General features: G+C 64.1%; 13 protein-coding genes. 4 read left to right on the top strand and 9 right to left on the bottom strand.

The window, feature by feature from the left end:
* Positions 1 to 145: 145 nt before the first annotated feature.
* From AB6804_RS02925 to AB6804_RS02910, 4 genes are all read right to left on the bottom strand, one after another.
* The gene (locus AB6804_RS02925) at positions 146 to 1294 is read right to left on the bottom strand and encodes a porin (protein ID WP_035961139.1); all 1149 of its coding nucleotides are present in this window, start codon (positions 1292 to 1294) and stop codon (positions 146 to 148) included.
* A gap of 515 nt (positions 1295 to 1809) precedes the next feature.
* Positions 1810 to 2589: an ABC transporter ATP-binding protein gene (locus tag AB6804_RS02920; protein WP_035960688.1), complete on the bottom strand. Its 780-nt coding sequence runs from the start codon at positions 2587 to 2589 to the stop codon at positions 1810 to 1812.
* Between the two features lie 29 nt (positions 2590 to 2618).
* Positions 2619 to 3332 (bottom strand): ABC transporter permease, encoded by a 714-nt coding sequence (locus AB6804_RS02915; RefSeq protein WP_370885153.1) that lies wholly within the window; start codon positions 3330 to 3332, stop codon positions 2619 to 2621.
* Positions 3333 to 3391: 59 nt separating this feature from the next.
* Entirely contained in the window at positions 3392 to 4078 is a 687-nt protein-coding gene (locus AB6804_RS02910) for an ABC transporter permease (protein ID WP_035960691.1), read from the bottom strand.
* Between the two features lie 412 nt (positions 4079 to 4490).
* Between AB6804_RS02910 and AB6804_RS02905 the strand changes: the two genes are divergently transcribed.
* The gene (locus tag AB6804_RS02905) at positions 4491 to 5189 is read left to right on the top strand and encodes a pirin family protein (RefSeq protein ID WP_370885152.1); all 699 of its coding nucleotides are present in this window, start codon (positions 4491 to 4493) and stop codon (positions 5187 to 5189) included.
* A 140-nt stretch (positions 5190 to 5329) separates the two neighbouring features.
* On the opposite strand, the gene AB6804_RS02900 is transcribed toward AB6804_RS02905, so the two are convergent.
* Complete coding sequence (locus AB6804_RS02900; RefSeq protein WP_370885151.1) at positions 5330 to 5932, bottom strand: periplasmic heavy metal sensor; 603 nt, start codon at positions 5930 to 5932, stop codon at positions 5330 to 5332.
* Positions 5933 to 6155: 223 nt separating this feature from the next.
* Here AB6804_RS02900 and AB6804_RS02895 point away from each other — a divergent pair, with 223 nt between their 5' ends.
* Together AB6804_RS02895 and AB6804_RS02890 are read left to right on the top strand one after the other, a co-directional pair.
* Positions 6156 to 6878 carry a response regulator gene (locus tag AB6804_RS02895; protein WP_035960694.1) on the top strand — a complete coding sequence of 241 codons (723 nt, stop codon included), beginning with the start codon at positions 6156 to 6158 and terminating at the stop codon, positions 6876 to 6878.
* Positions 6862 to 8211: an ATP-binding protein gene (locus AB6804_RS02890; protein WP_370885150.1), complete on the top strand. Its 1350-nt coding sequence runs from the start codon at positions 6862 to 6864 to the stop codon at positions 8209 to 8211. Before AB6804_RS02895 ends, AB6804_RS02890 begins: the two co-directional genes overlap by 17 nt.
* Positions 8212 to 8223: 12 nt before the next feature.
* Here AB6804_RS02890 and AB6804_RS02885 read toward each other — a convergent pair whose 3' ends face one another.
* From AB6804_RS02885 to AB6804_RS02870, 4 genes are all read right to left on the bottom strand, one after another.
* A complete protein-coding gene (locus tag AB6804_RS02885) occupies positions 8224 to 8487 on the bottom strand; it encodes a hypothetical protein (protein WP_035960696.1) in 264 nt (87 codons plus the stop codon).
* 105 nt (positions 8488 to 8592) lie between these two features.
* Positions 8593 to 10278 carry a diguanylate cyclase gene (locus AB6804_RS02880; protein ID WP_370885409.1) on the bottom strand — a complete coding sequence of 562 codons (1686 nt, stop codon included), beginning with the start codon at positions 10276 to 10278 and terminating at the stop codon, positions 8593 to 8595.
* A 20-nt stretch (positions 10279 to 10298) separates the two neighbouring features.
* The gene (locus tag AB6804_RS02875; RefSeq protein ID WP_370885149.1) at positions 10299 to 10574 is read right to left on the bottom strand and encodes a hypothetical protein; all 276 of its coding nucleotides are present in this window, start codon (positions 10572 to 10574) and stop codon (positions 10299 to 10301) included.
* Positions 10575 to 10626: 52 nt separating this feature from the next.
* Positions 10627 to 10866 (bottom strand): hypothetical protein, encoded by a 240-nt coding sequence (locus AB6804_RS02870; protein ID WP_370885148.1) that lies wholly within the window; start codon positions 10864 to 10866, stop codon positions 10627 to 10629.
* Positions 10867 to 11049: 183 nt separating this feature from the next.
* Here AB6804_RS02870 and AB6804_RS02865 point away from each other — a divergent pair, with 183 nt between their 5' ends.
* Entirely contained in the window at positions 11050 to 12801 is a 1752-nt protein-coding gene (locus AB6804_RS02865) for an ABC transporter permease (protein ID WP_370885147.1), read from the top strand.

Genomic DNA, 12801 nt, shown 5'->3' with positions numbered 1-12801 from the left:
TGTACTTTTGATTCAATATGACAGATGCGGTCACAAATAAAAAACGGTGCGATACCCTTTCGGGCATCGCACCGATACGCGCCTCTCGCAGCAGCGTGAAAACTCTATAAAACTATTCTTGATTCAGCCTCGTCGATTCAAACGATCAGAACGAGTGCTGGATGCCTGCATAAACACCCGTCTGGCTGTGGCCGGGGAACGGGTTGTCCGTCGATGCAGCCGAACCGTAGTTGTTGGCATTCAGACCGTAGTTTGCCGTCTTGCTGTTCTGCACCGTTGCAACTTGCAGGTCGAGCAGCGTGCGCTTCGACAGGTTGTACGAGCCGCCGACCGTGTAGATGGTCGCGTTACCCGCGCCGTTGTTGCCGTTCACGTGGTAGACCGCCGCGATCAGCGCGGCTGCCGGCGTCGCTTGCCACGTCACGCCGCCCCATTCGTGATCGAGCGTGGTCGGCTGGCCGGGCAACTGGCCCGTCATGCCGGACGAGCGGATCGCCTGGTATGCGCCCTGAACCTTGAACTGGCCGAGGAACACGTTGAACATCGCCGTGTACTCACGCGAGTATGCGTACGCGCCGTTGCCGCCCGCGCCGCCGTCGATGGCGTTGTACACGCCGCCCAGCGTACCGTTGGCCGGATTGCGGATTTCATCGTACATGCCGCGAATTTGGAAGAGCGGCGTGGTGTACGTGATGTACGCGCCGGCTTCACGGCCTTGCGGCGTGGTGCCGTTACCGTTCCAGTTCGTCGCGTTCGACAGCGAGTACTGGCCGTAGAAGTCGAAGCCCGCGAACTTCGGCGACTGGTACGAAATGTTGTTGCTCGATTGCGGCCAGTTGCGGCCACGAACCAGCGATGCCGACGACCAGTTCGACTGGCCGAACGGATCGAAGTCCCATACACCGTTTGCGATGAAGAGTTCACGGCCCAGCAACAGCGTACCGAACTGGTTGTTCGCGATACCGACCGTCGCCCAGCGATTGAAGATGCCGTTATTGCCCGGGCCCTGGCCCGTCATGGTGTTGAAGCTGCCTTCCAACTGGAACACGGCGCGATAGCCGCCGCCCAGATCTTCGACGCCCTTCAAACCCCACAGGCTCGTGCCCCAGTCGCCGCTTTCCGCGCGGAAACGGTGCGACGAACCGGTGGCGGGTGCGCCGGCGGGACCGGTCGGCACGCCGTTCATGTACTCGAGCCCCGCGTCCAGGCGACCGTAAAGCGTCACGCTGCTTTGAGCATGAGCCACCGCGCTGAACGTCAGCAGTGCTGCTGCCGCGAGCAAAGCTTTCTTCATCATCTCCTCCAACCCTGTCAAGAAATAGAACCCAAAGTGCTGCCGTGTGCGGTTCGATGCGAGGGCACCCAACCGAAAATTGTTTTCAGAGAAAGACACACGCGCGGGCAGTAGTGCTCATGGCGATCACGCGTCGGCCGCGCGAACGTGACGCCGACCCGTCGATCGGTGTCTCCTCACTTTGTTTTGAAGTAAAACTACTTTTTGGGTACTTCGTTTTGGTACTTTCGTTACCAATTTAACAAAATACGTCACAGACGCCAAAAGAAATTGACGTTTGAGCGGACTGTGTGTCGAAAACGCAATGCTAGTGTGGTGGGTGCGCTACCCACAGCTTGGGAAACGGTCCGGAAATCCTTGCCCCACAAGGCTCCCGGACCGGCTGGTTTCCGGAGTCGGGTATGACGCCTATTGACGTGGAAACGCGGCGGCGCTAGTCCGCGTAAGTGCCTCCTTCGCGGCTCACAGACGTAAAAAAAGCGCCTTTCGGCGCTTTTTAGCTGTGTTTCGTCTGCTTATTTGAGACTGCCCGAAAGGAACTGCTTCAGGCGCTCGCTCTTGGGGCTGCCGAAGAGCGCATCGGGATGACCTTCTTCTTCGATGCGTCCCTGATGCAGAAACACCACGTGATTCGACACGTTGCGCGCGAACGCCATTTCATGCGTGACGACGACCATCGTGCGGCCCTCTTCGGCGAGCGTTTGCATCACCTTCAGGACTTCACCGACGAGCTCGGGATCGAGCGCGGACGTAGGCTCGTCGAAGAGCATGACGTCGGGATGCATGGCCAGCGCCCGCGCGATCGCCACGCGCTGCTGCTGTCCGCCCGACAGATGCGACGGATACTGCTTCTCGAGCCGCGGAGCGAGGCCCACTTTCTCGAGATAGGTGCGCGCCCGGTCCTCGGCCTCCTTCTTCGGTAGGCCGAGTACGTTGACGGGCGCCTCCATCACGTTCTCCAGCACGTTCATGTGCGACCAGAGATTGAAGTGCTGGAACACCATCGACAGTTTCGAGCGGACCTGACGCAACTGCTTCGGATCAGCGACTTTCAGTGCGCCGCTCTTGTCCATCATCGTGCGGACTTCGGCGCCATCGACGAAGATGCGCCCGCGATTCGGCTGCTCGAGAAAGTTGATACAACGCAGCATCGTGCTCTTGCCCGAGCCCGACGAGCCGATGATGCTGATCACATCGCCGGCGTTCGCCTTCAGCGACACGCCTTTCAGCACTTCATTGCTGCCGTACTGCTTGTGGATGTCGTCGACGAAAAGCTTGTGCTTCTGGGAATTCATGAACGGTCCTGGGGCGACTATTGCCTGACTTATTTGCCTTGAGGCCGCAAGTACGCGAGCCAGCGGTGCTCGGCGCGGCGGAAGAGCCACACGAGCGCGAACGAAATGACGAGGTAGAGCAGGGCGGCGATGCCGAACGCCTGGAACGACTGATACGTCGCCGAGTTCACGTCGCGAGCGATTTTCAGAATGTCCGGCACGGTCGCGGTGAACGCGACGGTCGTCGCGTGCAGCATCAGGATGACTTCGTTGCTGTAGTACGGCAGCGCGCGGCGCAGCGCGGACGGCAGAATCACCCGGCGATACAGCGTGAAGCTCGACATGCCATAGGCGCGCGCCGCTTCGATTTCGCCGTAGGGCGTCGCCTTGATCGCGCCGGCGAAGATTTCCGTCGTATAGGCGCAGGTGTTCAGCGTGAACGCGAGCAGCGTGCAATTCATCCCGCTGCGGAAGAATTCGCCGAGCACCTGATGATCGCGCACGACCTGCAGGCTGTAGAGGCCCGTATAGCAGAGCAGCAACTGCACGTAGAGCGGCGTGCCGCGAAAGACGTACGTGTAGAGCCACACCGAGCGCGAAAGCAGCTTGTTCTTCGAGACGCGTGCAACGGCGAGCGGCACGGACAGGCAAAAGCCGAAGCCGATGGATACGACCAGCAGCCACATCGTGATGGCGAGACCGGTGGTGCGATAGCCGTCGGTGAAAAGGTAGTTCTTCCAGAATTCCTGGATGATTTCGATCATGAAGTCCGCCGCTCTTGTTCGCTGGAGATGGCTGTTTGCAGGGCTGATTACGGGGCTGGTCAGAGATCTGCTTTGCGCACGCCGATGGAATAGCGCCGCTCGAGCCAGATCAGCACGAAGTTCGAGATCGTCGTGATCGCGAGATAGATCACACCCGCGAGCAGCGTGAAGAAGAAGAACCGCTGCGTGCCCTTGCCGGCGTCCTGCGCGGCTTTGACGACATCCGCGAGGCCGATGATCGACACCAGCGCCGTCGCCTTGACCATCACCTGCCAGTTATTCCCGATGCCCGGCAGCGCGAAACGCATCATCTGCGGAAACATGATGCGCGAGAAGGTCTGCCAGGGCGTCATGCCATAGGCCGCGCCCGCTTCGAGCTGGCCGCGCGGCACCGAGAGGAAGGCGCCGCGAAACGTCTCGGTGAAATACGCGCCGTAGATGAAGCCGAGCACGAGAATGCCCGCGAGGAACGGATCGATGTCGATCTGGTCCCAGCCGAGCTGATCGGTCAGAAGGTTCAGCCAGATCTGGATGCTGTAAAAGAGCAGCAGCATCAGCACGAGATCGGGCACGCCGCGAATCAGCGTCGTGTAGACGGTGCCGATGCCCGATGCGATCCGGTTCCTGGAAAGCTTCGCCGCCGCGCCGATCAGTCCGATCACGAAGGCGAACCCGAGCGACAGCACCGCCAGCTTGACGGTCTGCCAGGTGCCCGCGAGGATCAGCGGACCGTAGCCTTGCAACATGGTGATTCCTTCGTAAGGTGCGCCACATATGACCGGCGCGCACTGGACCGCGCCGGACCGGCCTCCGTTTCGCAAGCGTCGCGCTCGACGACCGGCTGGTTCGGGCTTCAGCGCCGGCGGTGCGTATTCTAGGTGGCCAAAATTGGCGAGCGTCCCGCCGTGCGCCGGTCCGCTGCGCGCCAACCCGCAACGATGACCGCCCCGCAGGCTTGCAGCAGCGATACAACGACGCCGCCGGCCGAAAAGCGCGGTATTTTACCCGAACCCGGATCGCGCGCGGCGCGATGTCAGGACGTTTCCGATTACCTCCACCGGCGGGACGGTGTAGTGCCGGCGCGCTCGTTGTTCCAGGCGGCCTCCGCCCTTACATTCTGTCCATCGCAGTTCAACGTCTTTACCGGGAGCAATCATCATGTTCGAGATTCGCCGCAGCAACGAACGCGGTCATGCCAACCACGGCTGGCTCGACTCGTATCACAGCTTCTCGTTCGCCGATTATCACGATCCGGAGCATGTCCACTTCGGCGCGCTGCGCGTGATCAACGAAGACCGCGTCGCGGGCGGGCAGGGCTTCGGCACGCACGGCCATCGCGACATGGAAATCGTGAGCTATGTGCTCGAAGGCGCGCTCGCGCACCGCGACAGCATGGGCAACGGCTCGACGATCCGTCCCGGCGACGTGCAGCGCATGAGCGCCGGCACCGGCGTGCGTCATAGCGAGTTCAACGGCTCGCCGAGCGAGACTGCGCACTTCCTGCAAATCTGGATCATTCCGGATGCACCGGGCGGCGCGCCCGGCTACGAGGAAAAGCGCTTCGCCGACGATGAAAAGCGTGGCCGGCTGCGCGTGATCGCATCGCCGGAAGGAGCGGAGGGGTCGGTCAAAATCGGCGCGGACGCCCGCATCTTCGCGGGACTCTTCAGCGGCGACGAACGCGCCGACTTCGACGTGCCGGCGGGGCGTCGCGTGTATGTGCACGTGGCTCGCGGCAATGTCTCGGTGAACGGCGAGCCGCTCCGTGCGGGCGATGCCGCGAAGCTCGAGGATGTCGCGAAGGTCACGCTCGACGCGGGCGATAACGCCGAAGTGCTGCTGTTCGACCTCGCGTGAGCTTGCCTTAGGGCTGCGTTAGTGTTGCCACAGTCGTGATGAAGCCGCGGAGCGCGCATGCGCCCGCGGCTTTTTTTGCGTCGCAGGAAATCATTACGCCGGAGACGGCGCCGTGGCGCCGCTCCCGGCCGGCAAAGCGCTTAAGGCTTCGCCGTAGCCGACGTACCGGCAGCCGGACTCGCACCCGGCGCGCCATCCTGCGCACCGCGATGCTTGCCCCAGCGCTCGTGCATGTTGTGCTCGTGCTCGCGCATCTTCGCGAAGTGCTTCTTGAGCGCGGTGCTGACGGTCGTCTTTTGCTGATCGTTCAGCGAGTTATAGAAGTTGAGCCACGCGGTGGCCGTCTCTTCGCGCAGTTGCGCCTGCTGCTGCTCCAGCTTCTGATGCGCCGCGTGCATCGCGTTCAGGTCGAGAATCGGCTGGTTCGCCATCGACTCGAACTGCTGATGCATCTGACGATGGCTGTCGCGCATCGTGTCGCGGTTGTGCTTCATCGTGTCGATCGCCGTTTGCCAGAGCTTGTCCTGCTGCGCGTCGAGTTTCAACTGGCCGTGCAACTGCTCCAGTTGCTTCTGCATGCGCATTTCCATGCGATGACCGCCCGGGCCGCCGGGAGCGCCCATCATGGCCGCGCCGCTGGCGGGAGGCGCGCCGGGCGCGTCGTTCGTCGCGGCATAGGCCGAGCCGAAGGTCAAGGCGAGTGCGGTAGCGGCGGCGGTGAGGATGCGATATTGCTTGCCCATCGTGAGACTCCCTTTCTTTGTTGTCGGAGCCGAATTGCGAGGCCTCGTCGAGGTCTTGCGCTTCCGGTGAGACACAGCGTAGAGGCTCGCGGCGGCTCGCGTGTTACGGCCACGACGTTTCGTATTACGCTGGTTTACGCGCTCCTTTCGCGGTAACACCCCGTAACCCTTTGGGGCGGATGCACCGTCAAACCGCCCCGGCTCACGCGCTAAACTTCTTCACATGACTACACAAATCCTTGTCGTCGACGACGACGCCGAACTGCGCGACCTTCTGCGCGACTATCTGGTCCGGCAGGGCATCGAAGTCTCGGTGCTGCATGACGCCGGCTCGCTCGAACGCCGTCTGGAGCGGGAACGCCCCGACCTCATCGTGCTCGACCTGATGATGCCCGGCGTCGATGGCCTCACCGCGCTAAGAAAGTTGCGCGCATCCGGCGACGACATCCCGGTCATCATGCTCACCGCGCGCGCGGACGACGTGGACCGCATCGTCGGCCTCGAACTCGGCGCGGACGATTACCTCGGCAAGCCATTCAACCCGCGCGAACTGCTGGCTCGCGTGCAGGCCGTGCTGCGCCGCCGCCGCACGATTCCATCCGCCGCGCCCGAGCAGCGCGAGCCGTATTCGTTCGGCCGCTTCCGGCTGGATTTCCAGTCGCGCACGCTTCAGCACGACGAGAAGCCCATCACGCTGTCCGGCAGCGAGTTCGCGCTCCTGAAGATCTTCGTCAACAATCCGATGCGCACGCTCACGCGCGAACGCCTGCTCGAACTGCTCCACGGCCCCGAATACGACGGCACGGACCGCGGCATCGACGTGCAGGTGTGGCGTCTGCGCCGCATCCTGGAAACCGATCCTTCCGCGCCGCGCTTCATTCAGACGGTGCGAGGGCGCGGCTACGTCTTCGTTCCCGACGGCGAGCACAATGCGCCGGCCCATTGATTCGCTGTTCGGGCGGCTCGTCGTCCTCGTGATCGGCGTGCTGGTGCTGTCGCACCTCGCGTGGTTCGCGGTCATCCGCGTCGAGCGCGACAACTCGCAGACGCGCTATGCGGTCGAAGAGGCGGCGTTTCTCGTCGAGGCCGTGCGCCAGCACATCGCCAACAATCCGGATCAGCCTCTGCCGTCGCGGGTGCGCGTGGTGCCGCTGAACGCATCCGACGTGCCCCAGCCCGCGACGGAAGACCTTCCGCGGCCGCTGTCGCGTTTTCTCGAAGACATGAAGGACCGTCTGCCCGACAACACCGATGTGCGTCCCGGCGAACCCGGCGCGCCGCCGAGCGTATGGGTGCACGGCGTGAAAGACGCCGGCTGGATCGTCGTGCCAGTGCAGCCGCTGCGTCCGCCTCGCTCGCGCGACCGCATGCTGGTCTGGCTCGCGATCATCTTTTCCACGGCGGTGCTTGCCGCGCTGTTCGCCGCGTGGCAACTGCAATCGCCGCTGCGCTCGCTCGCGCAGGCGGTCGGCCGTTTCGGACGTGGCCAGCCAACGCCGCCCGTGCCCGAACGCGGCCCCCGCGAACTGCGCCAGCTGACGCATGGCTTCAACCAGATGGTGCGCGAGGTCTCGCAGACCGAGAGCGATCGCGCCGTGATGCTCGCGGGCGTCGCGCATGACTTGAAGACCCCGCTGGCTCGGCTACGTCTGCGCGCCGAGATGATGGACGACGAAAAGGCGCGCGACGGCGTCGTGCGCGACGTCGATTCGATGGCGCATATCGTCGATCAGTTTCTGGTTTTCGCACACGACCGCCCGGACGGCAGCGAGCCGGTGCCGGTGGACGAGCACTGCGAGCGCATCGCGCGGGCGTATCGGGCGTACCGGCAGACGCCGCCGGGAACCGAATCGATCCGCCTCGTGCTCGAAGCGGGTCCGAGCTTCGTGCTTCCAGCGGCGACGCTCGATCGCCTGTTATCGAATCTGCTGGACAATGCGCATGCGTACGGCGCGCCGCCGATCGTCATCGAGACGCGGCGCGGGCCGAATGGCTGGAGTTTGAGCGTCGCGGATCACGGCAAGGGCATCGCGCCCGCCGATCTCATCAAGGCGAGCCGGCCGTTCGTGCGGCTCGATCCGGCGCGCGGCGGCAGCGGGCATAGCGGACTGGGCCTCGCCATCGTCGAGCGGCTCGCCCGGCGCGCGGGCGGCGAATGCGAGATCGGCAATCATGCGCAAGGCGGCTTGCAGGTGCGAATGACCTTTCCGTTCGATGTCGCGACGCAGCCGGTCACGGAACGCCGCGTTGGGTCGCAACACGAGGAACGCGCGCTGTAGCGAGGGGCGGCGTCAGTCGAACAGCGTTTCCAGCGCTGAAGCCGCCTCGCTGTCGACCGTGTTGTACGTCACCGTCGACGCTTCGAAGATGTAGTGCGTCGTGTACTTGCCGAGCCGCGCGAGTATTTCTTCCTGAATCACTTCGGGCGCGAGGTTGATCTTCAGATACCACGCGGTGGAAGAGAGCCGTGTCTGGAACGACCCGTACTCGGCAAGCAGTTGGTCGAACGTTTCAGCGTCCTGATCGCGGCACACGATGACCAGATTTCCCTTCATGCAATCCTCCCGGTGACGGCAAGCAATCGATATCCACATCGATGATACCTGCCCGCACGCGCACGCGCCCGGTTCACCGGCGAGCGGACGGCGCGACCGAAACGCCTATTTGCCGGCGAGCCAGTGCTCGGGATGACGCGCCGGCGGGACTGGATCGGCAGGGCGCACTTCGCTGCGGTCGCGCCCGCGCGACTTCGCTTCGTAAAGCGCGAGATCGGCGCGAGAAAGAATCCATTCAAGCGCGTCGCCGCCAGCCAGCTCCGTGATGCCGATGCTCACCGACAACTCCGCGTCGTCGGGCAGATGCGCGCAATGCTCGTGATGGAAGCGCTTGCGCAGCCGCTCGAGCACGGCTTGCGCGTCCGCGAGCGAAGTCTGCGGCAGGATGATGCCGAACTCCTCGCCGCCGAGCCGGCCGATGGCATCGCTCGGACGAAGCTGCGCCCGGCACACTTCCGCGAAATGCTCGAGCGCGCGGTCGCCGGAAGCATGGCCGTAGCGGTCGTTGATCTGCTTGAAGTGATCGAGGTCGGCGATTGCCACCGATAGCGGCGTGCCCGCCGAACGCGCCAGCTCGACCTCGTGACGCAGCGTATCGAGAAAATAGCGACGCGACAGCGCGCCGGTCAGCGCATCGTGGCGGGCCTCGGCGGACAGCAGCGTATTGGCCGCCTGCAACTGCTCGGCGAGATCACGGGTCGCGCGATGCAGCCGCCGCTCGCGCGAATACGACGTCGCGATCACCACGGCCAGCGTCACCACGCCGAGCATCGTCAGAAAGACCAGCAGGCGGTCGCGATCATGGTTGCGGGTGATCTCGGGCCAGCTCGTGAGCGGATGCATGATATGCGCCGAGAGCCCGGAATTGAGTCCGGTGCGCTCGTCGTACAGCGAGGGCGACGCGTCGCCGTTGGCGGTATAGAAGCCCTGCGCGAGCGTCGGGGCAAGCCACGGCGCGGCCTCGCGCATCCGCTCGCCGACCGGTGCGACGCGCAACGGCGGAAACGCGTCGCGGCGGTAATGCTCGAAGCGTTCGCCCGGCGTCATGCGGGCGACCGGCGCATCGGGCATTGCCTGATATTCGAGACGGCCGTCGTGGGCCATCACGACGACGCCGTTTTCATCCGTGACGAAGGTGCCCGCCCGCGACACCCAATGCCGCAACCGGTCGATGCTCACCTTCGCGATGACCGCGCCGACCAGCAGTCCGTCCTCGTACACCGGCGCGGCGATGAAGATGCCCGGCTCGCCGGACAGCCTGCCGACGCCGTACATCTCCGCGAAACCGCCGAGCAGCGCGCGTCCGACGTAGGCGCGTGCGCTCATGTCATAGCCGATGAAGCTGTTCGGATCGGCCGCATTGCTCGACGCGATGCAGAATCCCCGGTCGTTGACGAGCCAGATGGAGTCGAGGCCGGAGAAGCCCTGTGCATCGTGAAGGAAGGCATCGACCTTGGCGAGGCTCGGCAAGGCCATCCATTGGGCGCGGCGGGCGGTTTCCGTCGCATTCACGTTCAAGGCATAATGCCGCGATTCCGCGAGGGCGCGCTGCATCAGGTCCATCTGCGCGAGCGTGGCGGGAATGGCGCGGGACATCGCCAGATCGCTCGCGATGATCTGCGCCATATTGTCGACGATCGAAGCGGCCATCTGCCGCTCGGTGCGCACCGTCCCGGTCATCTCCTGTTGTACCATTCGGTCCGACAGCAGGCCGGCGGCGATCCAGCACGCGAGCACGATCAGCGCGAGGCCGAGCGTCGCGATCACGCGGTGCAGGTTGAGCCTGTTCATCATGCGGCGGGTGCGAACGGTCACGCCGCACGCATCGGGCGCGAGTGAAGCGCGCCGCTCGCGGCGAACATGCCGGTCTCACGTCCGGACGCGCGCCAGGGCGCGTCGCCGTCAGTCGATAACGGGCTGATCGCCGGCATGGCCGCGCCGGCCGCCAGCGTGCGGCGGGCGCGTTCATTGCGTCGCGTCAGGGCCGCGGCCGCGGTCTGTGCATGCGCACCGGGCCGGGCGATGCGGCAAAAGCAGTCTCTCGAGTCTGTCGGACGGCCTTCCGACTTGATTTTGGCGTCACGCATTGCATCGGCGCTCAATTTATTGTTTGTGGTAAGCCAAGATTGGACGATGTTTTTAGTCGTCTATCAAGCGCCTTCTCGTCATGCGCGACGTCTGTCCAACACAACGCCATGCCGCGCCGCCGCGCTTGCCGCCGTGGCTGGCGGGCTCGAAGCGCGCCGGAATGCCGTTGCGCCAAGCGGACGCTCCGGGGAACCGCGCCTTGATTTTTGCCTTCGTCGTGCCGAAGAGCAACAGAAGCATCGCATGAATGGGCGAAGTACGGGAGAGGAGGTTGTGCCCGTCATCGTGCATGGTGTAGTGTCGCTCGGTTCGGCGGGCCGCACCTGTAGTCGATTCAGCGGGCAGCCGCGTTGAATGTCGGGGCGCCGCGCAGCGGCCAACGGGAGGCCTCTGACCCGCGCGACGGCGCTGGCCGTCTCGAGCATCACCCGCGCCTCGCGCGGTCGGAACAAAGCCTTACGGGGAGGGCCTTGAATGGAATTTGGTTTCAATCTGAATCGCACGGCGAATGCGTCGGCGTGGCGGCTCCTGCCCAACCGGTGGGACTTCGTCGCGTTCCCGATGATCATCTGCATCATCGCGCTCGCCGCCGTCGGCTTTCACGAGACCCTCGCGCCGATCTCGACGCTGCAGACGCAGGCCATCTCCCTCGACCCCGCGAATCTCCCCGAATACGCGCTGCGCACGACGCTGCGCATGCTCGCGGCGATGGTTGCGTCGCTGATCTTCACGCTCGTCTATGGCACGCTGGCGGCCAAGAGCCGTCGGGCGTCGATCGTGCTCGTGCCGATCCTCGACATCCTCCAGTCGGTGCCGGTGCTCGGCTACATCTCCTTTTCCGTCACGTTCTTTCTCGCGCTGTTCCCCGGGCGCGTGATCGGCGCGGAATGCGCGGCGATCTTCGCGATCTTCACGAGCCAGGCGTGGAACATGACGTTCAGCTTCTATCAGTCGCTGCGCACGGTGCCGCGCGACCTGGACGAAGTGTCGCGCGGCTTTCATCTCACCAACTGGCAGCGCTTCTGGAAGCTCGAAGTGCCGTTCTCGATGCCCGGCCTCATCTGGAACATGATGATGTCGATGTCGGGCGGCTGGTTTTTCGTGGTCGCATCCGAGGCGATCACGGTCGGCAACCGCACCGTGGTGCTGCCGGGCATTGGCGCATATCTGGCAGCCGCTATCGGCGAACGCACTCTCGGCGCGATCGGCTGGGTGATTCTCACGATGACCGTCGTGATCCTCGCCTACGACCAGTTGATGTTCCGTCCGCTCGTCGCGTGGGCGGACAAGTTCCGCATGGAGAACACAAGCTCGGGCAATGCACCCGGATCGTGGCTGCTCGACCTCATTCGCCGCACGCGCCTGATTCACCGGCTGCTCGTGCCGGCCGGATGGATTCTCTCGAAGGCGGCGCGCGTGCCGATCCGCCTGCCGTCGATTCAACGCGTGCGGCTGCCGTTGCGCGCGCCGCTGCAGTCGACGCGCGCAGGCGATATCGCGTGGGGCGCGGTCCTGCTGGCGCTGACGGTGTTCGTCGTGTGGAAAGTGGTGTCGTTCGTCGCGACGGGCGTCACGTGGGGCGAGGTGGGCCACGTGTTCGTGCTCGGCTTCATCACGCTGATTCGCGTGGTGGTGCTGATCGCGATTGCATCGGTCGTGTGGGTGCCGGTGGGCGTGCTGATCGGGCTGCGTCCCGCGCTCGCCGAAAAATTCCAGCCGCTCGCGCAGTTCCTCGCGGCGTTTCCGGCGAACCTGCTGTTTCCCGTGTTCGTCGTGGCGATCGTGCGCTGGCATCTGAACCCGGACATCTGGCTTTCGCCGCTCATTGTGCTCGGGACGCAGTGGTATATCCTGTTCAACGTGATCGCGGGCGCGTCGGCCTATCCGAACGATTATCGAGAAGCCGCGACCAACTTCCAGATTCGCGGGTGGCAGTGGTGGAAGAAGGCCATGCTGCCCGGCATCTTCCCTTACTACATCACCGGCGCGATCACTGCGTCGGGCGGCGCGTGGAACGCGAGCATCGTCGCGGAAGCGGTGTCGTGGGGCGATACGAAGATCGTCGCGCACGGCCTCGGCGCGTATATCGCGCAGACCACCGCCAATGGCGACTATCCGAAGATCATTCTCGGCATCGCCGTGATGTCGCTCTTCGTGACGTTGTTCAACCGATTGTTGTGGCGTCCGCTGTACGCCTACGCCGAAGCCAGGCTTCGACTGGATTAA

The sequence above is a fragment of the Caballeronia sp. RCC_10 genome, from assembly GCF_041360715.1.
Taxonomy (GTDB): Bacteria; Pseudomonadota; Gammaproteobacteria; order Burkholderiales; family Burkholderiaceae; genus Caballeronia; species Caballeronia grimmiae.
The sequence above is the reverse complement of the archived record's forward strand: the minus strand, read 5'-3'. Positions and strand labels throughout refer to the sequence as shown.